Raw genomic sequence first — 19,090 nt, 5'->3', positions numbered from 1 at the left:
TCTCGATTGGTTAATACGGCTTGGCGATGCCGTGATTTAGGGTGCGACCGAAAAATCGATGGCGATGTTTCCGGGTGAAAGATCCTTCTGTTTCGGAAGGTTCGTCCAAGCCATGGCGTGTTCCTGCCCAGGCAGGAACATGATGACCATGGGATCGCTTCAGGCGCCTATTTGATCAGGTCGAACAGGGTCTGCTGGTTGATCCGGGCGAAGGCGGACTGCGCCGCCTCAAGCTGGAGCAGCTTGGCCGATACCGAGGAGATCACATCCTGCAGGTCGGTCGATTCCAGGCCTGCGCGCCGTTCCTTGAGGTCGAGGTCGACATTGGTGAGGCGCGTGCCGATCACGTCCAGCCGGTCGCTGCGCACGCCCTGCTTGGTCTGTTCCAGGACGATGTGGTTCTGGGCCGCCTTGATCGCGTCGAGCCCGGCCGCGACGTCGCTGTCGGTCCCGCTCTGCAGCGCGGCGATGCTCTGGCCCAATATGGCGTCGAGCGTCATCGGCGTGCCGTTGACGTCGATCCCTTCGGACACTTCCTGCCGCGTGCCGACCACCGCGAGGTTGAGGCCGCGGCTGACCGGCACCAGCACGCTCTGCCCATCGTCGAAGGCGGGTACGCCGCTGTAATCCTTCTGGTTCAACAGCGAATCGATGGTCGACCGGATCGTCGTCATTTCCTGGACGATGGCCGTCTTGTCGGTCGTGCTGAGCGATCCGTTGCGGGCGCGCGTCATCAATTCCTGCGCGCGCGTCAGCAGGGAGTTCATCTCGCCCAGATTGGCCTCCGCCGTGTTGGCGCGGGCCGTGCCGGTGCTGATATTCGACTGCCAGGCGGCCTGTTGCGCCTGCGCCCGGCCGATGTCCGACACCTGCACCCAGGCGAGCGCGTCGTCCGACGGCCTGTTCAGCGTCTGGCCGGTCGAGATGGCGGTCTGGCCATCGACGATGTCCTGCGACAATTTCTGCTGACGGCGAATCTCGGCCAGAAGGATCTTGTTGGTGATGCCGACCATGGTCCCGTTGCTCCCGTTCAGATGATCTGCAGAATGGCGTCGACGGTTTCCTTCGCGACCTGAAGGATCTTGGCGCTGCCCGAATAGGCCTGCTGAATGCGCAGCAGTTCGGCCGCCTCCATGTCGAGGTCGACGCCGCTTACCGCTTCGCGGGCGGCCACGGCCTGGTCGCTGCGGTTCTGCGCCGTGGTCTGTTCCGCCTTGGTGGAGGAAAGCAGGTTGGCGTGGGTGGCGATCAGGTTGGTCCAGCCCTGTTCGACGCTGCCATTGCCGCGCAGTACGGTCGATACGGTCAGCAGATTGCCGTTGGGCGTGCCGTCGGCGGCCTTGGTCGCAAGCTGCGCCGGGTCGGTGATGAGGGCGGTGACGGTCGCGGCCGTCGTTCCGGACAGCAGCGGCGCCCCCGCCGCGCCCGGACTGCCGTTGGTCAGCCCCTGCGCATGCCAGTTGTTCATATTGGCGACGAACTGCTGCGCCAGCGTGTCGAGGCTGGTGCGGCGCTGCGACACCGTGCCGGCGGCGGAGAACAGCCCGCCCAGCGTGCCGCTCGTCGGCGCGGCCAGGGCGGCGCCGCCGCCGGTCGCAAGCGCCAGCGTGCCGTTGGTGTTGACGGTGAGGGCCAGCGGCGTGGCGCTGCTCCCCTGCACCAGCGTCTGGCCGTTCAGCGTCACCTGCGCCTGGTCATGCGTGCCGAAGCCGATGTCGATGTTGAGATTGGTGGACAGCGTGCCCAATGCCGCGTCGCGGCTGTCGAGCAGTTGCGCATAGGCCGATGTGCCCGGCTGCGCGCGCAGCAGGCTGTTGTTGATGTCCGCAAGGGCGGAGAGAGCCTGGTTGATCGTCGTCACCGAAGCCTGCGCCTCGGTCGCGATGCCGCTGGACACCTGCACCAGGTCGGCCGAGGTCTGGTTGAAGGCCTGGGCGACGCGGCCGATGCTGTCCAGCGTCGTCACCCGCAGGGAGTTGTCGGTGGGGCTGGCGCCCAGCTTGTCCATGTTCTGGAACATGCCGGTCATGAGCTGGCCGATGCCGGTTTCCGTGTCGTTGAGCGCCGTTTCCGAATCGGTCAGCCAGCGCATCCGCGCGACCGCGCTGCCAAGCTGCATGTTGGTGTAGCGCACCGTCGCGTCGAGATAGGGATCGGTCGCGCGGTTGACGCTCTTGACCTCCGTCCCGCCGAAATTGGCGCGGGAGATGTAGACGGCCATGGTGGCGGTGGACGAATCGGATTCGATGGTCGTCACCGAACGGCGGGAATAGCCCTCCGTGCTGGCATTGGCGATATTCTCGGAAATCGCGGCCATGGCGGTCCGATAGGCCTTGGTGCCCGATGCGCCGATGATGAAGAGATCGCTCATTCGGCCTTATCCGCGGCATTTGAGCCGGCAGGCGCGACGGCTTTGGCGCCGAACTGGCGCATCAGCATCTCCGCTATGCCCAGCGTGCCGTGGCTCGCCATGCTGTCGGCGGTGCGGGCGTCGGCCATGTCGCGGAACTGGTCGGTGGCGCTGGAATCGCTGATGCCCTCCGCCAGGCTGGCCGAGCGCATCGCGCCCATCATCTGGCGCAGGAAGATCGCCTCGAACTGCTGCGCCGCCTTTTGCAGCGCGGCCCTGTCCTGCGTTGCGCCCGCCGGAGCCGTCGTTCCCGAAGTCGCACCAATCCGCATCACAACACCACCAGTTCAGCCTTGAGCGCGCCTGCCTGCTTGAGCGCTTCGAGGATCGCGACCATGTCCGCGGGGGAGGCGCCGATGGCGTTCACCGCTTTGACTATATCGGCCAGAGAGGCTCCACCTTTAAAATTAATCATCGGTTTCTTTTCCTGATCGATCGAAATCGAACTGGATTGCTCCACCGCCGTCTGTCCTTGCGAGAAGGGGGCGGGCTGGACGATGCGGGGGGATTCGTTGACGCTGACGGTGATTTTCCCGTGCGCGATGGCGGCGGGATGGATCTTCACCGCGCCGTTGATGACGACGGTGCCGGTGCGGGCGTTGACGATCACCTTGGCCGGGGCGTCGGCGGGCGAAATCTCGATATTCTCGATCATGCCCATCATCATGATGCGGTCGGTGGCGCCCGGCGCGGCGTCGATGGTGATCGACACGGCGTCCACGGCCTTGGCGCGATGGTCGCCATAGGTGCGGTTGATGCCGTCCGCCACCCTGAGGGCCGTGGTGAGGTCGGCTTCGGACAGGTTGAAGGTCAGCGTGGGAGCGGTGTCGAAGCCGGTCGCGACCGCGCGCTCCACCGTCGCGCCGCCCGGGATGCGGCCGGCGGAAGGAATGTTGACCGACACCTGGCTGCCGTCCGCGCCAGACACGCCCAGGCCGCCGACGGCGAGATTGCCCTGTGCCATGCCGTAAATTTCGTTATCCGCGCCGCGCAGCGGGGTCATGATCAGCGTGCCGCCGCGCAGCGACTTCGCCTTGCCCAGTGCGGAGACGGTGACGTCGAGGCGCTGGCCGGGCTTGGCGAAGGCGGGCAGGTCCGCCGTCACCAGCACCGCCGCCGCATTTTTGAGAGCCGGGTTGATGCCCTGCGGCAGCGTCAGGCCGAAGCGCGAGACGACGCCCTTCATGCCCTGCGTCGCATAGTCCAGGCTGTCGTCGCCTGTGCCCGCCAGGCCGACGACGATGCCGTAGCCGGTGAGCTGGTTGGGGCGCACGCCCTGGAAATTGCCGAGGTCCTTGATCCGCTCCGCATGGGCGGGGGCGGCGAGGAAGGTGAGGGCGGTGAAAAGGGCGAGAATAGCGCGTTGGATTGGACGCTTGCCCCACACACCAACGTCATTCCCGCGGAGGCGGGAAACGAAGTTCGGCGCCAGCCAATCCATCTCCCGACGTTGCACCGGACGCGAGGTCCGGAGATGGATTCCCGCCTTCGCGGGAATGACGAAGCTTAAGAAGCGGGTCAAGGCGTGCATGTCCATCAGAAGGGGCTGATCATGGAGAAGAAGCGCTGCAGCCAGCCCTGGCGGCTGGCGCGGGCGATTTCCCCCTTGCCGGTGTAGATGATCTTCGCGTCGGCCACGCGGGTCGAGGCGATGCGGTTGTCCGGGCCGATGTCGGCCTGGCGGACGAGGCCGCTGATCTGGATATATTCGTCGCCGCGATTGAGCGTCAGCGCCTTTTCGCCCTTCACCAGCATGGTGCCGTTGGGATAGGTCGCCGCGATGGTCACGGTGATTTCGCCGTTGAGCGCATTGGACTGGGTCGCGGCGCCCTTGCCGGTGAAGCTGTTGCTGCCGCTGGAGCCGATGTCGCTGGCGGAGAAGATCTTGGACAGCGGGCCGGTGCTAGGCGGGGTCAGGGCGATGCTGCCGTCGCGGCTGGTGTCGGCGCTGTTGCTCTTGGTCGCCTGGGTCCGTTCGACCAGCACGATGGTGATGATGTCGCCCACGCTGGTCGCCCGCGCCCCGCTGGTGAGCGGGGTATAGCCCATCGACGCCTGGAAGATCGAACCGTTGGCGGCCGGGGCGGCCGGGGCGGCAACGACCGTGGGGGCATAAAATTGCCGTTCGGCATCGCGCTTCTTGCCGGCCATGGCCGGGGAGGCGGCGAGGGCGGTTCCGAAGAGGAAGAAAATGGCCGTTCTGCGCATCATCCTGCTCACAACTGCTGGTTGACGTACTGGAGCATTTCGTCGGTCGCCTTGATCATCTTGGAATTGACCTCATAGGCGCGTTGGGTCTCGATCATGTCGACCAGTTCCTCGACCACGTTGACGTTCGAGGTTTCGAGATAGCCGGAGCGGACGACGCCGCGCCCGTCCAGCCCCGCGACGCCGACCTGCGGCGTGCCGCTGGCGGCGCTTTCCTTCAGCAGATTGCCGCCGACCGCCTGAAGGCCGCCCGGGTTCATGAAGCTCGCCAGTTCGATCTGGCCGAGCTGGGTCGGTTCGGCCTGCCCCTGAAGCGTGGCGGAGACGGTGCCGTCATTGCCGATGGTGACGCTGGTGGCGCCTTCCGGAACCGTGATCTGCGGGATCAGCGGCAGCCCTTCGCTGGTGACGACGACGCCTTCCGCCGTGGTCGTGAAATTGCCGGCGCGGGTATAGGCGATGGAGCCGTCCGGCTGCTGCACCTGGAAATAGCCCGAACCCTCTATCGCCATGTCCAGCGTGTTGCCGGTCTGGTTGAGCGTGCCCTGGCTGTTGATCTTGGCCGTGCCCTGCATCGCGACGCCCGAGCCGAGGTTGAGACCGGTGGCGAACTTGTTCTCGCTGTCGCTGTTCGCGCCCGCGGCCACGATCTGCTGATAGGCCAGCGTTTCGAAATCGGCGCGATCGCGCTTGAAGCCGGTGGTGTTGACGTTCGCCAGGTTGTTGGCGATCACGCGCATCTTCGTGTTCTGCGCGTCAAGGCCGGTGCGGGCGACATGAAGGGCTGCGTTGGTCATGGCTCAAAATCTCCGTAGGGCCGTCAGGCTTGCCTGTCGAAAAGCAAGAGCCGTGCCAAATTAACCATCAATCCAGGCGCATCAGCGATGCGCCGCCATCGTCGAGCTGCTTGGCGGTGTCGATCATCTTGACCTGGGTTTCCCAGGCGCGGCTCGCCTCGATCATCTGCACCAGCGCTGACGTGGCGTTGACGTTCGACCCTTCCAGCGATCCGCCGGTCACGCTGGCGAGCGGATCGTCGGGCAGCGCGCCGCCATTGGCTTCGCGGAACAGCCCGTCCGTGCCCTTGGCGATGCTGGAGCCGACCGGGCTGACCAGCTTCAGCTTGTCCACCTGTTGCGGATTGGCGGGGTCGCCGCCCTGCGGCACGCCCCAGATGCTGCCGTCTTTCGCGATGGAGATGCTGTCCATCTGCGGCAGGGTGATGGGGCCGCCTTCGCCCAGCACGGGCAGGCCGTCGCCGGTGGTCAGCAGGCCGCTGTCATTGACCTTCAGGTCGCCGCGGCGCGTATAGGCTTCGCTGCCGTCCGCGGCCTGAACGGCGAGCATCGCATCGCCGTTCATGGCCACGTCCAGCGGATTGCCGGTTTCCGTGACCGCGCCTTGCGCCATGTCGGCGGCGATCACCTGTTCGGACGCCTGCGCCCGCGTGTCGAAGGTGCTGCCCTTGATCCAGCGCGTCTCGGCATTGGCGATTTCCGCGCGGAAGCCGGTGGTGTTGACGTTCGCCAGATTGTTGGAGATCGCCGCCTGCCGCGCCATCGCGCCGCGCATCGCGGTGAGTGCCGTGTTGACGAGCCGGTCCATGGGGGTGTCCTGTTGTTGACTGCGGGCGCTGATTTATTTCCGTCACCCCCGCGGAGGCGGGGATCCATCTTCCAGCGTTGCCGCTTTGTGCGAGGTCGGGAGATGGGTTCCCGCTTTCGCGGGAATGACGGTTCAATCCATGCGGAAGCTTAGGTCCGCATGTTGACGATGGTGGTCGACAGCGTGTTCGCCGCCTCGATCGCCTTCGAGTTCGCCTGGAAGTTGCGCTGGGCGGAGATGAGGTTCACCAGTTCCTCGGTGATGTCGACGTTGGAGCGTTCCAGCGCGCCGGAGCGGACCGAGCCGAACAGGCCGCTATTGCCGGTGCCCAGCATCGGCGTGCCGCTCGCGTTGGTCGCGGTCCAATGGGCGTCGCCGCTCTGGCGCAGCCCTTCCTGGCTGTTGAACGCGGCGATGGCGGTTGCGCCCAGATAGACGGTGGAACCGTCGGCATAAACGCCGGTGATCTTGCCTTCTTCCGACACGCCCACGCTGGTGAGCTGGTTGCCGGTGCCGCCGTCGGGCCAGTTGGTCGGAATCTTGAGGTCGGTCAGCGATGTCGGGGTCAGGGTGCCCGTCACCGTCGGCGCGCCGGTGGTGGGATTGAGCGGGATCACCTGAAGCCGGGCGCCGGTGGTGTCGACGACATAGCGGTCCTCCTCCACCGAGAAGGCGCCGTTGCGGGTATAGCCCACCTGATTGTCGGCGCTACGCTTCACCGTGAAGAAGCCTTCGCCGGTGATGGCGAGGTCCAGCGTCTTGTCGGTGGTCTCGATCGTGCCCTGGGTGAACTGCTGGCTGATGCCCTGGGCGCGCACGCCCTGGCCGGCGACCTGCGTCGTGGTCTGCATCGGCGCGGCGGCGAAGATGTCGCCGAACACGGCCTTGCTCTTCTTGAAAGCGGTCGAGTTGACGTTGGCGACATTGTTCGCCGTGGTCGACAGGTCGGTCTGGGCGGCCTTCAGGCCGGAAAGCGAGATGTAGAAGGACATGGCGTTGCTCCTTGGGTGAAAAGGAAAATCGGTGTGAAAAGGATTGGTCGGTTAGGCGAGCGAGATGGCGTCGGACGGCGAATAGGTGCCGAGCGCGGTGATCAGCTTGGACGAACTGCCGTCGGCGGGTGACTGGACGGCGGCGATGGTGGCCCAGCTCGCGACGCGGCTGGGGTTGGCGCCGTTGACCTTGATCTTCAGCGCGTCGGTGGCGATGGTGTTGCCGGCTTCATCCTTGCCGTCCCAATAGAAATTGATGTCGCCCTTGGGCTGGTCGCCCAGTTCGATCGTCTTGACGACATTGCCGTTGCCGTCGATCAGGTCGACGCTGGCGCCGCTGGTGGCGTCGGCAAAGCTGACCTGGCCCATATATTGGCCGGCTGCATCGGGCGCGGCGATGTTGCTCTGGATCAGCATCGACTTGCCGATCCAGCTTGCCGCGTCGCCAAGACGCGATCCGGTCAGTTGCGACGCCAGATTCTTCAGCGTCTGGTTCATTTCCGCGATGCCGCTGCTGTTGGTGATGGTGGCCATCTGCGCGACCATCTGGGCGTTATCGACGGGTTCGAACGGGTCCTGCGTCTGCATCTGCGCGGTCAGCAGGCGCAGGAAATCCGCCTGGCCCATTTCCGACTTGCCCGTGCCGACATTGGCATAGGGGTTATAGACGGACAGGCCCGCGCTGTCGGTGGCGGTCGTGGTCGTCATTTGCCGATCCTTATGGTTTCCATCATCAGGGACTTGGCGGTGTTCAGCACCTGCACGTTGTTCTGGTACATGCGGGCGGTCTCGATCATGTCGACCAGCTCCGCGCTGCTATCCACGGCGGCTTCCCAGACATCGCCATTCTTGTCGGCCAGCGGATGGTTGGGATCGTGGCGCTTGGTGGGCTGCGCATTGGTGGTGACGACATTCTGGACCTTGACGGTCGAGACGCCGGGGCTGTCGGTGACCGACTGGAACACCGGCTTGATCGCGCGATAGGCCTCCGCCGCGCTGCCGGTGACGTTGCCGGCGTTCGCCATGTTGGAGGCGGTGGCGTTGAGCCGCACGAGCTGCGCGCTCATGGCGCGGCCGGCGATGTCGAAGACGTTCAGGGGGCCATGGCCGCTCATGCTCATTCTCCCTTAAGCGCGCGGGTGATGGTGTTGATGCGGCCCTCCAGGAAGGAGAGGGTCGTGCGATATTTGACGGCGTTTTCAGCGAACAGCGTCTGTTCGGTGCTGAGCTCGACGGTGTTGCCGTCGAGGCTGGGTTGCAGCGGCACGCGATAGCCCATCGAATCGTCGACGGCCTGCGACACGTCGGCGGCGGATTTGCCCTGCCGCGTCGTGGCTTCCTTGAGGGCGGACTCGAAATCGATGTCGCGCGCCTTGTATCCCGGCGTCGAAGCGTTCGCGATATTGGACGCGAGCAGGGACAGGCGCTGCGAGCGAAGCGCCAGCGCCTTTCCATGTATCCCGAACAATCCGTCTTCCAGCGACATTGTCGTCTTTCCGCTTTTTTCCGCCCCGATGGGCCTAAAACTTCCGTCTCCCCCGCCGTTCTGAGGCCTGATGGCGTGAACTGCGGGTGATCCAGCCTGATATTCGCAAGAGCCGTGCCAATTTGCGTGGGTGACGCATCGGCATGGCGGAAAATGGCGGAAATCCGGGGGATTGCGTGAGGATGGCGGCAAGGGCGGCAAAATTTTGCCGGCGGGTGGCAGCGCTTTGCCGCCGGCCGGCCGGGCGTAAGCGGGGACGTGAAGATGATCGGGATCATGGCGCATTTGTTCGACCCCCTGACCTTGCTGGCCATGGTCGCGGGGATCGGGCTGGTGGCGCTGTTCCAGAATGGCGCGCGGGCGCTGGGGCGGGCCTTTGCCGCCCTTGTTCCCCTGCTGCGCGCCGATCCGGCAAAGGACCGGGATGCTGCGCGGGCGGCCATGCTGAAGATCGATCAGGTCGCGCAACTGCGCGGCCTTGCCTGCACGGACCGGGTGAAGACGGCCAATCCCTATCTGACCGAAGCCGCGCGCAAGCTCGCCAATTGCGAGAAGACGGAGCAGTTCGAACTGTGGGCCGCGCAATCGCTGGCGGACCGGGCGCAGCGCCATGGCGCCGCCTGCAAGGTCTGGCTGTCCATCGCGGATGCCGCCCCGGCCCTGGGCATGGCAGGCACGATCATCGGTCTGGTCGGCATGTTCGCCGCGATGGACGATCCGGCGGCGCTGGGCCCCTCCATGGCCCTGGCGCTCCTCACCACCTTCTATGGCGTGGTCATTGCCAATGTCATCGCCGCGCCCGTAGCGACGCGGCTTGCCGACCTGTCGGAACGCGAACTCGCCTGGCAGAAGGAGGTCACTGATCGCATGGCCGCCATCGCGCGGCGGGAAAATGTGCCGATGCGCCGCGCCTCGATCCGCGAGGTGGCATGAATATCTCCGCCCTTGCCGGGGCGCGGCGCGGCCGCTGGGCGATCAGCTTCGCCGACCTGCTGCTGTTGCTGCTCGGCTTTTTCGTCATGCTTCAGGCCAGCGGCCAGCGGCGTGACGCCATGCTGGCGCAGGTGCGGCAGCAATTTGGCGGCCATGCCAGCAGTCCCATGGAAATCCACGCCGCCGAACTGTTCCTGCCCGGTGAGGCGTTGCTGACGCAGCAGGGCCGGAGGCGGCTGAAGATCGTGGCGGATCGCTTTGCGCTGGGGCGCGAGCGGCTGGAGGTCAGCAGCCGCGGCACGGATGCGGGGCATCAGCGCTTCGACGGCTGGGACCTGTCGGCGGCGCGCCTCGGCGCCGTGGCGCGGGCGCTGAAGGCCGAAGGCATTGGCGGCGACCGGCTGGTGCTGCGCGGGCTGGACCAGTTGGATGGCGAGGGCGGCAAGGGGCAGGTGATCCTGATTGTCGCGGGGCGTTAGGCGTCGACCGCCCCAAAGGTGCTGCTGTTTTTTTTTGGGGGCACGGCTCACCTCCCCCCGCAGCAGCGTCCATTATATGGCACGAATTTTGCGTGGTTCATGGTTAATCCTGTCCGCTTTCGGAGAGATACCGTGACGAATTTGCCCAAGATCCTGCTTCTGGCGCTGTCCGTTTCAGCGTCCGATCCTGCGCTGGCGCAGCAGAAGTTCGAGAATCTGGATCGGATCGACAGTCTGGTCGCGATGACCGTCGGCGCCAATCTGGGCGAACCGGGCGGGCCGATCGCGCCGGTCGACCGGCGTTTGCGGCTGGCCGCCTGTCCGGCGACGCCCAGCGTGGACGGGCCTGTCTTTGGCGCCGCCATCGTCAAGTGCGATGCGTTGGGCTGGCGAATCCGCGTGCCGTTGGTGGCCGGCGGCGCCGCTGCCGCTTCCGGGCCGGTGGCGCGCTACGCCCCTGCGGCGCGGGCGGCGCCCAGGGAGGCCGCCGTCAAGAAGGGCGACCCGGTGCAATTGATGGCGGGCAATGCGGCCTTCAGCGTCTCGCGCATGATGGTCGCGGACGAGGACGGCGCCGTGGGCGAGACGATCCGCGTGCGGGAAGACAGGAAATCCGCGCCGATATTGGCGCAGGTCGTGGAAATGGGAATTGTTCGTGTTCCGGGATTTAACAATTTTTGAACCCGGCCGTATATAGACTGTGCGGGACGAATGAAGGATTGAAACGATGATCAAGTCTGTCGGCCAGAATATCAGCGCCGCCATAGAGGCAGCCCGCCTGAAGGAAGGCGGCAGGACGACGCGCGCTTCTTCGACCGGTTCGGCAGCGACTTCCGCTTCTTCGGCCAGTTCGGCAAGCCCCGTCGCCCGCATGGCGGCCGAAGGCGCGCCGGTCGACATGGACCGCGTCGCCGCGATCAAGGCGGCCATCGCTTCGGGCAATTACCCCGTCGATCCGGCGGCGATCGCGGATCGCATGCTGGCGCTCGACCTGCCGGCGGCCGGTTGACCCCATGCCGCTCGGTCTTGCAGCGCTGGATGAGTTGGGCGCGGCTTTCGAAGAGCTGCGCGGGGCACTGGACGGCGTGGATGCGGCGGTGATCGAAGCGGCGACGCAGCGGATCGCCAAAGCCGCGTCCGCTGTTCGCGCCATCGGCGTATGGCGGTCCGACGAAGCGGTGAAGGATCGATTGAGGGCGCTCCAGCCGATGATGGAATCGGCGCGGATCCGTACCAACCTGCTCGCGGACCATGCGAATCAGCGGCTTGCGATACTCGCGGCGCGCGGCGCGGAAACGGCGCCTCTGGTTTACGGGCGCTGAAAATCCCGACCCTCCGAGACGTTGCAAGGGCGCCCGCCACGGCGCCCTTTTTGCTTTCCATCTGACGGCGGACTGGGCTCCTGCCCGCGCAGGAGCAGGTGGGCGCGGCTTGATTTGACCGGAGCAGGCTCCATTCCCGAAAATCAAATTATGAGCGCGCGTTAACCAAATCTTGGCACGTCACTTGCTCTAATGACCCCCGGTACCAACGGGGATTGATCGAACCAGTGTCGGCTTTCGCAGACATCGCAGGAACGGGGGCGGCAACGGGCGCTTCGACGGGCAATCGCGTGACCAACGCGATCGCCATGGCCAGCCGGCGGACGGGCGTGGACTTCGCCTATCTGCTGGGGCAGGCGAAGATCGAGAGCAGCCTCAATCCCACCGCCCGCGCGACCACCTCCTCCGCGACCGGGCTTTACCAGTTCGTCGACCAGAGCTGGCTGGCGGTCATCGACCAGCATGGCGGCGAATATGGGCTGGGCTGGGCCGCCGACGCGATCAGCCGGGGCAGCAATGGCCGCTATTATGTGGCCGATCCCGACCTTCGCCAGCAGATACTGGACCTGCGCAAGCATCCCGAAACCGCATCCGTCATGGCCGCCCAACATGCCGCCGACAACAAGGCCACATTGGAGCAGCGGCTGGGCCGCGAGGCGGAACCGGTCGACCTTTACATGGCCCATTTCCTGGGCGTCGGCGGGGCCAGCAGGTTCCTGTCGATGAACGACCGCGCGCCCAATGCCGCCGCCGCCGGGATGTTCCCGGCCGCCGCCCGCGCCAACCGGTCCATCTTCTACGACAGGCAGGGCAACGCCCGCAGCTTTGCCGAAATCCGCGACCGCTTCGCCGCCAAGCTCCAGAAGGGCTTCGATTCGGTCGGCGGCGGCGACATTCAATATGCCGATGCGTCTTTGCCCTCCGGCGCGAAGACCGTGCAGCCCGCCGACTATGTGCGGATCGAAACCCAGCGCCTTGCGACCGCCGCCGACGTCACCGTCCGGCCCGAACCGCAGACGGCGCGCCTCGCCTATCTCATGCTCGCCACCCTCGGAAGGTAACGGCCCGATATGACTCCCGCCCAAGTCAAAGCGAAGATCTGGATGAGCGCCGCCAAGGGGGCGGTGCTGCCCATTGCGACGCTGATGGTCGTGCTGTTCATGATGGTGCCGGTGCCGGCGATCATGCTGGACGTCGGCTTCATCACCAACATCATGATCAGCCTGGCCGTGCTGATGGTGGCGCTGAACGCCGCCAAGCCGCTCGACTTCTCCAGCTTTCCGACGGTGCTGCTGTTCGCGACGCTGCTGCGGCTGGCGCTGAACGTCGCGTCGACCCGCGTCGTGCTGGTGAACGGGCATGAAGGCACCGATTCGGCGGGCCATGTGATCGAGGCCTTCGGCCATTTCCTGATCGGCGGCGATTATGTCGTCGGCATCTTCGTCTTCGCGATCCTGATGATCATCAACCTGGTCGTGATCACCAAGGGCGCGGGCCGCGTGTCGGAAGTCAGCGCCCGCTTCACCCTGGACGCCCTGCCGGGCAAGCAGATGGCGATCGACGCCGACCTGAACGCCGGCCTGCTGACCCCGGAAGAGGCCAAGGTCCGCCGCCGTGAAGTGGCGACCGAGGCGGACTTCTACGGATCGATGGACGGCGCCTCCAAATTCGTGAAGGGCGATGCGGTCGCGGGCATCCTGATCCTGGCCATCAACATCGTCGGCGGCATCATATTGGGCGTGGTCAGCCACAAGCTCAGCATCGGGGAAGCCGCCCAGACCTATATCATCCTGGCCATCGGCGACGCGCTGGTCGCGCAGATTCCGGCGCTGCTGCTCTCCATCGCCGCCGCCGCCATCGTGACGCGGGTCGGCAGCGAGGACGATCTGTCGAACCAGATCACCAGCCAGTTCGGTTCGGGCAAGGCCTGGATGCCGGTCGCGGCGATCCTGACCTTCCTGGGTATCCTGCCCGGCATGCCGCACATGATCATCCTGCCCGCCGCCGCGGTGGCGGGCGGCATCGCCTGGCACCTCCGCAAGTCGAGCCAGCGCAAGGCCGCCGAACCCGAAGCCGCCGCCCCGCCGCCCAATCCCGCGCTGATCGAATGGAACGACGTGTCGGACGGCGCCGTGCTGGGGCTGGAGATCGGCTATGGCCTGATCAGCCTGGTGGACGAGCGCAAGGGCGCGCCGCTGATGGCCCGCATCACCGGCATCCGCCGCCAGCTTTCGAAGGAACTGGGCTTCGTCGTGCCGATGGTCCGCGTGAAGGACAATCTGGCGCTGGAGCCGAACCAATATCGCATCACCATCGCCGGTGTCGTCGTCGGTGAGGACGAGATTTTCCCCGACGACTTGCTGGCGCTGGACAGCGGCGCGCTGGAGGGCACTGTGTCCGGCCGCGAGGCGAAAGACCCGACCTTCGGTCTGGATGCCGTGTGGATTTCGCCTGCCAAGCGCAGCGAGGCGGTGGTCGCGGGCTATACGGTGGTCGATCCGCCGACGGTGGTCGCCACCCATCTCAACCAGCTTATTGCCATGAACGCCAGCGAGATGTTCGGCCTGGACGAAGCGCGCAAGCTGCTCGACAACCTCAAGGACGCCGCGCCGCAACTGGTCGACGGCCTGACGCCGGGGCTGCTGAACCTGACGCAGATCAGCGCGCTGTGCCGCGCCCTGCTGGCGGAGGGCATTCCACTCAAGGATTTCCGCCGCATCTGCGAGGCGATGGTCGACGCGGCGCGGCCCGACATGACGCTGGACCAGCTGGTCGAGGCGGTGCGCCAGCGCATCGGTTCGCTGATCATCCAGGGGCTGGTGCCGGTGAAGATGCCGCTGCCGGTGATCACGCTGGACGGCGATCTGGAAGCGTTGCTGGCGCAGGCGATGCGGGTCGCGGGCGATGCCCGGCACCCGATCGAGCCCGCCCTCGCCAACCGCATCATAGAGGCGGTGGTGACGGCGGCCCGTCCGCTGCTGGGGCAGGCGCGCAGCTTCGCCATCGTCACCTCGCCGCTGGCCCGCCGCGCGCTGGCCCGGCTGTTCAAGCCGCATCTGCCGGAGACGCCGGTGCTGTCCTTCCTGGAAATTCCCGATGGCAAGGGCGTGGAAGTCGTCGCCGTGGTCGGCGGCGAGCAGCGGCCCGCGCCGCGCCACGACCCCCTGCCGACACGCGAACGCGTTGCCTGAGGAGCCTGACCGATGTTCATGAATAGGGTCGTCGCCGGTTCCGATGCCAACACCTATGGCCGGTCCGCCCATGCCAATTCGCCCGAACGGCTGGCGCGCCAATATATGCCGCTGGTGCGCAAGATCGCCTGGCATGTCCATGGCCGGGTATCGAGCGCCATCGAGATCGAGGATCTGCTCCAGATCGGCATGGTCGCGCTGGTCGAGGCGGCCAATGGCTTCGAGGATCGGGGCCTTGGCTTCGCCTCCTATGCGCAGATGCGCGTGCGCGGGGCGATGATAGACCATCTGCGCCGCCATGCGACGATGACGCGTTCCGCCATGTCGCAGCGCAAGCAGTTAGGGGCCATCCGCAACCGGTTGGAGCAGAAGCTGGGCCGTGCGCCGCTGGAGGCGGAGATGTCCGCCGAAATGGGGCTGGACCCCGCCGCCTATCGCGAAGTGGCGGATGGCTGCGAGATGGTGCAGCATAGCAGCATGGACGAGGTCTATTCCGACCAGTCCATGTGGTTTGCCGATGTCGAGGATCGCGCCGACGATGTGATGGAGCGGGAATCGCTCAAAGCCGCGCTCGCCAAATGCATAGGCGACCTGCCGCAGCGGGAGGCGCTGGTGCTTCAGCTTTATTTCGTCGAGGAACTCAATCTGGAGGAGATCGGCGCGACGCTGGACATCGGCGCGGCGCGGGTGTGCCAGATCAAGAAGGCCGCGCTGGACAGGCTGCGCGAGAAATTGCGGGATTGGGACTGAGTCCCTTCGCTTTCCTTCAGACGTGCCGTGCTCCTGCGCAGGAACACGGTGTTTCAGGATCGACTAACTGTCGTTCGCGGCGTTGGAGAAGTCCTTGATCGGCGCATTGTCCAACTGCAACTGCCGATAGCGCGTCTTCTGGTAATTCTGCATCCGCCACCAGGGTTCCGCCACCTGGAACAGCCCGCTTTTCGCGACATGGCTGCCCCAATCCTTGCGCGCCGTGAAGGCCGCGAAGAAGGGCGCCAGCACCAGACCCGCCGCCACCGGCACGATCCAGCCCAGCGATGTATCGGACTCGACCGCCAGCAGCGTCAGCCCCATGCCCAGCAGGATATGCCATTTGAACAGCCAGATCGCCGGCAGCATCCGCATGCCGTCGCGGTCGCGGGTCTGGCCGTTCCAGCTGCTCTTGCGGCCCATCAATATGCCGAACAGGTTGATCGTCTGCGTGAGCATGCTGATCGGCGCCATCAGGATCGACAGCGCGATGTCCGCGATCACGCCGCGCATCATGCGCACTCCGCCGCCGAAACCGATGCGCCGTGCAGGATCGGCCAGCGCCCAGAGCAGCGCCAGCAGCTTCGGCCCGAACAGCAGCACGGCCGTCAGCGCCAGCAGGCCGCCCGACGGCAATATGGCGCTCGGCGGCCAGACGCCCGCCACCGCGCCGCCCAGCACCACCAGCATCAGCGCCAGCCACAGCGGCGAGGTGCAATAGGCCGACGCCCCGACGAAGAGCTGGAACTTGCTGACCGGGTGCATGCCCCTGATCTTAGAAAGGAGGGGGATGTGCTGGATATTGCCTTGGCACCAGCGGCGGTCGCGGGTGGCGAGATCGGGCAGGGAAGGGGGAAATTCCTCGAAACTGTCGTCGGCCATGACGATGTGCACGTCCCAGCCGCGACGGCGCAGCAGGGCCGCCTCTATCATGTCATGGCTCATGATATGCCCGCCAAAGGGCGCGCGCCCCGGCAGTTCGGGCAGGCCGCAGCTCTGCGCGAAGGCCCTGGTCCGCAGGATCGCATTATGGCCCCAGAACATACCTTCCGACCCTGACCACCAGATCATGCCGGCGGCGGAAATGGGGCCGAACAGGCGGCTGGCGAATTGCTGCCAGCGGGCGAACAGCGTCGACGCGCCGACGATCGACGGCACGGTCTGGATCAGGCCGACATGCGGATGCCGCTCCATATCCGAGGCCAGCCGCGCCATGGTCTGGCCGCTCATCACGCTGTCCGCGTCCAGCACGATCATATAGTCATAGGCGCCGCCGAAGCGTTCGACCCATTCCGCGATATTGCCCGGCTTGCGCCCGACATTGAGTGCGCGGCGGCGGTAATGGACGGGGCGGGAAAAGCCCTTGCGCATCTTCAGATAGGCGGCGCGCTCCTTCTCCCCATTTTCCGGGTTGGAATCGGAGAGGATGAAGAATTCGAACCGCTCGCCCCCCATGACCTGTGCCAGCGAGCGCTCCATGATCGACAGGCGGCCGAGCACGCCCTGGAAATCCTCATTGCAGACAGGCAGCAGCACGGCGGTGCGCCCGCGCAGCGGCGCCGTCGACCGCGCGCGATAGGGACGGACGCCCGGGCCGCGCCCCATGGTCAGCAGCAGGAAACCGATCAGGCTGGTGGCGAAGCCGAAGGCGATCCAGGCGAAGAGCGGGATGAAGAGGGCGAGATAGACGCCCTCCCATGCCGAAATGCCGTCCAGGCCGATGGAACGCCGCATCTCATGCGCCGCCATGGAGGCAGGCAGCAGCGCCAGCAGCACCACCAGGGTGCGCCGGGCCCAGAGGTCGATGTTGAACGGACGGTGGGGCAGGTCGCGCGGGGTCGCGGAAAAATCCTGCGCGGGCATGGCCAGGGGCCTCTCCGGGGGAAGATGCTCGAACGCCCTCGCGGTCGCCATTCCGCCGGTCCTGTTGCTGTGCACGCCACCCGTTGCTTTCATGCCCGACTCGTTTCGCCAGATTTCACGGGCTCGAAACCCGTCACCAGAACCGCCTTGAACCCGGCTGGTTCCCTTGTCGCCCTTAATTCAGGCGCCCAGCGGGTAATGCACATATTCGCTGAACGGGCGATTGCCAGCCCTGAGCTGGGCGCGGATATCGGTCGGCCTGCCCCGGTCCCGACGAATATCCAGGACCATCCGGAACATGTCCTTCTGGTGCAGGACCGGATAGCCGGCCTTCTTGACCAGCGTTCCGCCGGCAAGGTCGACCCATATGTCCGGCCGGCTTCCGGTCGGCACGCCGGCGAAGTCGACCAGGAAACGGTCGACCCCGGCTTCGCCCGACTGCCCGGTCCAGATATTCTCCACCGTGGCAAGGCCAGCGGAAGCGGGGGCGCGGGCGGCGGACCAGTCCAGCCGATAGCTCGCCTCTATCCGGCTGCCCGCGCGGGTGGGCGCGGCGGGGGTCCAATAGGCCGCGACATTGTCGGTATATTCGCTGTCGGTCGGAAAGGCGTAGAGCCGCACCTGTCCGGCGCCCAGCGGCTTGCGGCTGGTCGCCCATAGGGAAGGCCGCCGTTCGTAGAAGACGCCGTCATCCTGATAATGGTCGAAATTGCGGTCGCGCTGGAGCAGTCCGAAGCCCTTGGGGTTGCGCTCCTCAAAGACATCGACGCGGGGGGCGGAGGGATTGACCAGCGGACGGCAATGGACGGTCCCATCCGCGCCGGCGATGGAGAGCAGGTCGGAATCGTGGATTTCCGGCCGCCAGTCGGTGCGGGTGCGCCGGTCGGCCTGATCGTACCAGAACATGCTGGTCATCGGCATCAGCCCCAGTTCCGCGATCGCCTTGCGCGTGAACAGCACGGCGTCGACATCCTGCCGCACGCCCTGCGGCGTCAGTTCATTGGCGAAGCGGAAGGCGCCGGTGAGCGATGCGCTGTCCATCAGCGCATAGACGGTGACGCTGCTGCGCCCGGTCCGCTCCAGCCAGAAATGGGTGAAGCGGGGAAATTCCTCCTTCCCCGCGATGCTGGTGTTGATGGCGACGGCGCGGGCCGAAAGCCCGAACTGCCTTTCGGCGGGGGCGCGGAAATAGGTCGCGCCCAGAAAGGACAGCCAGTCGCCGTCCCGCGCCTGATTCATGATGCGGAAGCCGGCAAAGCCTGCATCGGGGCCCAGTGCGCGCACCGCATTGCCCGGCGGCGCGTCGAACATGGCGGGATCGTAGCGCAGCGGCGTAGCCCGGCCTTTTTCGACCAGCGCGATCTCCACCGGCTGCTGCACCGTGCCGCTCAGGGGGAACAGGCGGATGCCGGTATCGTCGCCGCTTTCGTTCCAGATGGTCCGCTCGTCACGGAAGCGCGCCTCGTTGAACGCATCATAGCCGATCCTGTCGGCGCCGGGGAAGAAGGGCGTCACCATGAACGCGCCGCGGGCGAGGCGCTGTGCCCGGGCGATCAGCATGGTCCAGGAAAAGGCCTCAGCCCGGTTCTGGGCCAGCACGGAATGCGGCAGCAGCAGCGCAGCGCCGGATGCCGCGATCATTGCGCGGCGTCCGATTCCTGTCGAAGAATTGTTGGTCATGGCCGTCATCATGGGTGCGACAACCGCCAATGCAAGTGTTTCGATCCCGCATTGATTGGAAACCGGCCGATCGACAAATGCGATGAAGCCTCCGCCCGGGGGGACGGAGGCTTCGTTATGCTGGTCGTTTCATCGAAGTTTTTACCCCCGGCGCGGTGGGGACTGTAAATG

Annotated in this window: 21 protein-coding genes; 8 read left to right on the top strand and 13 right to left on the bottom strand. The window is 65.9% G+C overall.

All coding sequences use genetic code 11. From position 1 onward, the window contains the following. Positions 1-167 precede the first annotated feature (167 nt). The 11 genes from A0J57_RS22350 to flgB all read right to left on the bottom strand — a co-directional run bounded on the left by A0J57_RS22350 (position 168) and on the right by flgB (position 8,701). Positions 168-1,013, bottom strand: a complete 846-nt coding sequence (locus A0J57_RS22350; protein WP_025548605.1) for a flagellin — start codon at positions 1,011-1,013, stop codon at positions 168-170. A 17-nt stretch (positions 1,014-1,030) separates the two neighbouring features. Further along, positions 1,031-2,371, bottom strand: a complete 1,341-nt coding sequence (gene flgK / locus A0J57_RS22345) for a flagellar hook-associated protein FlgK (protein ID WP_061936547.1) — start codon at positions 2,369-2,371, stop codon at positions 1,031-1,033. After that, entirely contained in the window at positions 2,368-2,682 is a 315-nt protein-coding gene (locus A0J57_RS22340; RefSeq protein ID WP_061936550.1) for a rod-binding protein, read from the bottom strand. Before A0J57_RS22340 ends, flgK begins: the two co-directional genes overlap by 4 nt. Continuing rightward, entirely contained in the window at positions 2,682-3,941 is a 1,260-nt protein-coding gene (locus tag A0J57_RS22335) for a flagellar basal body P-ring protein FlgI (protein WP_235600935.1), read from the bottom strand. The genes A0J57_RS22340 and A0J57_RS22335 overlap by 1 nt, the downstream gene beginning before the upstream one ends. Positions 3,942-3,946: 5 nt before the next feature. Then, positions 3,947-4,618, bottom strand: a complete 672-nt coding sequence (locus tag A0J57_RS22330; RefSeq protein WP_044662808.1) for a flagellar basal body L-ring protein FlgH — start codon at positions 4,616-4,618, stop codon at positions 3,947-3,949. Positions 4,619-4,626: 8 nt separating this feature from the next. Further along, on the bottom strand, positions 4,627-5,415 hold the full coding sequence (flgG, locus tag A0J57_RS22325) for a flagellar basal-body rod protein FlgG (RefSeq protein ID WP_025548597.1): 789 nt from the start codon (positions 5,413-5,415) through the stop codon (positions 4,627-4,629). Positions 5,416-5,482: 67 nt separating this feature from the next. After that, complete coding sequence (locus A0J57_RS22320) at positions 5,483-6,223, bottom strand: flagellar basal body rod protein FlgF (RefSeq protein WP_048576705.1); 741 nt, start codon at positions 6,221-6,223, stop codon at positions 5,483-5,485. Positions 6,224-6,372: 149 nt separating this feature from the next. Then, a complete protein-coding gene (locus A0J57_RS22315; protein ID WP_025548594.1) occupies positions 6,373-7,215 on the bottom strand; it encodes a flagellar hook-basal body complex protein in 843 nt (280 codons plus the stop codon). A gap of 51 nt (positions 7,216-7,266) precedes the next feature. Next, entirely contained in the window at positions 7,267-7,923 is a 657-nt protein-coding gene (locus A0J57_RS22310; protein ID WP_061936552.1) for a flagellar hook assembly protein FlgD, read from the bottom strand. Next, complete coding sequence (flgC, locus tag A0J57_RS22305; protein WP_025548590.1) at positions 7,920-8,330, bottom strand: flagellar basal body rod protein FlgC; 411 nt, start codon at positions 8,328-8,330, stop codon at positions 7,920-7,922. The genes A0J57_RS22310 and flgC overlap by 4 nt, the downstream gene beginning before the upstream one ends. Before the next feature lie 2 nt (positions 8,331-8,332). Then, a complete protein-coding gene (flgB, locus tag A0J57_RS22300) occupies positions 8,333-8,701 on the bottom strand; it encodes a flagellar basal body rod protein FlgB (protein ID WP_025548588.1) in 369 nt (122 codons plus the stop codon). A gap of 264 nt (positions 8,702-8,965) precedes the next feature. On the opposite strand from flgB, the gene A0J57_RS22295 reads away from it, so the two are divergent. The 8 genes from A0J57_RS22295 (at position 8,966) to A0J57_RS22260 (ending at position 15,376) form a co-directional block, all read left to right on the top strand. After that, positions 8,966-9,634, top strand: a complete 669-nt coding sequence (locus A0J57_RS22295) for a MotA/TolQ/ExbB proton channel family protein (protein WP_044660324.1) — start codon at positions 8,966-8,968, stop codon at positions 9,632-9,634. Continuing rightward, positions 9,631-10,113, top strand: a complete 483-nt coding sequence (locus tag A0J57_RS22290; protein ID WP_061936555.1) for a flagellar motor protein MotB — start codon at positions 9,631-9,633, stop codon at positions 10,111-10,113. Before A0J57_RS22295 ends, A0J57_RS22290 begins: the two co-directional genes overlap by 4 nt. Positions 10,114-10,245: 132 nt before the next feature. Beyond that, the gene (locus tag A0J57_RS22285) at positions 10,246-10,794 is read left to right on the top strand and encodes a flagella basal body P-ring formation protein FlgA (protein ID WP_061936558.1); all 549 of its coding nucleotides are present in this window, start codon (positions 10,246-10,248) and stop codon (positions 10,792-10,794) included. A 46-nt stretch (positions 10,795-10,840) separates the two neighbouring features. Then, positions 10,841-11,122 carry a flagellar biosynthesis anti-sigma factor FlgM gene (gene flgM, locus A0J57_RS22280; protein ID WP_025548582.1) on the top strand — a complete coding sequence of 94 codons (282 nt, stop codon included), beginning with the start codon at positions 10,841-10,843 and terminating at the stop codon, positions 11,120-11,122. Between the two features lie 4 nt (positions 11,123-11,126). Continuing rightward, complete coding sequence (locus A0J57_RS22275; protein WP_044660321.1) at positions 11,127-11,435, top strand: hypothetical protein; 309 nt, start codon at positions 11,127-11,129, stop codon at positions 11,433-11,435. A 227-nt stretch (positions 11,436-11,662) separates the two neighbouring features. Beyond that, on the top strand, positions 11,663-12,496 hold the full coding sequence (locus A0J57_RS22270; protein ID WP_044662807.1) for a flagellar protein FlgJ: 834 nt from the start codon (positions 11,663-11,665) through the stop codon (positions 12,494-12,496). A gap of 9 nt (positions 12,497-12,505) precedes the next feature. Next, positions 12,506-14,626, top strand: a complete 2,121-nt coding sequence (gene flhA, locus A0J57_RS22265; protein WP_061936561.1) for a flagellar biosynthesis protein FlhA — start codon at positions 12,506-12,508, stop codon at positions 14,624-14,626. A gap of 12 nt (positions 14,627-14,638) precedes the next feature. Next, positions 14,639-15,376: a sigma-70 family RNA polymerase sigma factor gene (locus tag A0J57_RS22260; protein WP_025548576.1), complete on the top strand. Its 738-nt coding sequence runs from the start codon at positions 14,639-14,641 to the stop codon at positions 15,374-15,376. 63 nt (positions 15,377-15,439) lie between these two features. Here A0J57_RS22260 and mdoH read toward each other — a convergent pair whose 3' ends face one another. After that, the gene (gene mdoH / locus A0J57_RS22255) at positions 15,440-17,332 is read right to left on the bottom strand and encodes a glucans biosynthesis glucosyltransferase MdoH (protein WP_061936564.1); all 1,893 of its coding nucleotides are present in this window, start codon (positions 17,330-17,332) and stop codon (positions 15,440-15,442) included. 87 nt (positions 17,333-17,419) lie between these two features. Then, the gene (locus A0J57_RS22250; RefSeq protein WP_025548574.1) at positions 17,420-18,931 is read right to left on the bottom strand and encodes a glucan biosynthesis protein; all 1,512 of its coding nucleotides are present in this window, start codon (positions 18,929-18,931) and stop codon (positions 17,420-17,422) included. Positions 18,932-19,090: the final 159 nt, after the last annotated feature.

This window comes from Sphingobium sp. 22B (assembly GCF_001580035.1).
Taxonomy (GTDB): domain Bacteria; phylum Pseudomonadota; class Alphaproteobacteria; order Sphingomonadales; family Sphingomonadaceae; genus Sphingobium; species Sphingobium fuliginis.
Note: the sequence above shows the minus strand (reverse complement) of the source record. Positions and strands in the feature narration are given on the sequence as shown.

Excerpts from the sequence above, each read along its gene's own strand:
- A0J57_RS22350 (WP_025548605.1), bottom strand. The coding sequence starts at position 1,013 with ATGGTCGGCATCACCAACAAGATCCTTCTGGCCGAGATTCGCCGTCAG.
- flgK (WP_061936547.1), bottom strand. The coding sequence starts at position 2,371 with ATGAGCGATCTCTTCATCATCGGCGCATCGGGCACCAAGGCCTATCGG.
- A0J57_RS22340 (WP_061936550.1), bottom strand. The coding sequence starts at position 2,682 with ATGCGGATTGGTGCGACTTCGGGAACGACGGCTCCGGCGGGCGCAACG.
- A0J57_RS22335 (WP_235600935.1), bottom strand. The coding sequence starts at position 3,941 with ATGCACGCCTTGACCCGCTTCTTAAGCTTCGTCATTCCCGCGAAGGCG.
- A0J57_RS22330 (WP_044662808.1), bottom strand. The coding sequence starts at position 4,618 with ATGCGCAGAACGGCCATTTTCTTCCTCTTCGGAACCGCCCTCGCCGCC.
- flgG (WP_025548597.1), bottom strand. The coding sequence starts at position 5,415 with ATGACCAACGCAGCCCTTCATGTCGCCCGCACCGGCCTTGACGCGCAG.
- A0J57_RS22320 (WP_048576705.1), bottom strand. The coding sequence starts at position 6,223 with ATGGACCGGCTCGTCAACACGGCACTCACCGCGATGCGCGGCGCGATG.
- A0J57_RS22315 (WP_025548594.1), bottom strand. The coding sequence starts at position 7,215 with ATGTCCTTCTACATCTCGCTTTCCGGCCTGAAGGCCGCCCAGACCGAC.
- A0J57_RS22310 (WP_061936552.1), bottom strand. The coding sequence starts at position 7,923 with ATGACGACCACGACCGCCACCGACAGCGCGGGCCTGTCCGTCTATAAC.
- flgC (WP_025548590.1), bottom strand. The coding sequence starts at position 8,330 with ATGAGCGGCCATGGCCCCCTGAACGTCTTCGACATCGCCGGCCGCGCC.
- flgB (WP_025548588.1), bottom strand. The coding sequence starts at position 8,701 with ATGTCGCTGGAAGACGGATTGTTCGGGATACATGGAAAGGCGCTGGCG.
- A0J57_RS22295 (WP_044660324.1), top strand. The coding sequence starts at position 8,966 with ATGATCGGGATCATGGCGCATTTGTTCGACCCCCTGACCTTGCTGGCC.
- A0J57_RS22290 (WP_061936555.1), top strand. The coding sequence starts at position 9,631 with ATGAATATCTCCGCCCTTGCCGGGGCGCGGCGCGGCCGCTGGGCGATC.
- flgM (WP_025548582.1), top strand. The coding sequence starts at position 10,841 with ATGATCAAGTCTGTCGGCCAGAATATCAGCGCCGCCATAGAGGCAGCC.
- A0J57_RS22275 (WP_044660321.1), top strand. The coding sequence starts at position 11,127 with ATGCCGCTCGGTCTTGCAGCGCTGGATGAGTTGGGCGCGGCTTTCGAA.
- flhA (WP_061936561.1), top strand. The coding sequence starts at position 12,506 with ATGACTCCCGCCCAAGTCAAAGCGAAGATCTGGATGAGCGCCGCCAAG.
- A0J57_RS22260 (WP_025548576.1), top strand. The coding sequence starts at position 14,639 with ATGTTCATGAATAGGGTCGTCGCCGGTTCCGATGCCAACACCTATGGC.
- mdoH (WP_061936564.1), bottom strand. The coding sequence starts at position 17,332 with ATGAAAGCAACGGGTGGCGTGCACAGCAACAGGACCGGCGGAATGGCG.
- A0J57_RS22250 (WP_025548574.1), bottom strand. The coding sequence starts at position 18,931 with ATGATGACGGCCATGACCAACAATTCTTCGACAGGAATCGGACGCCGC.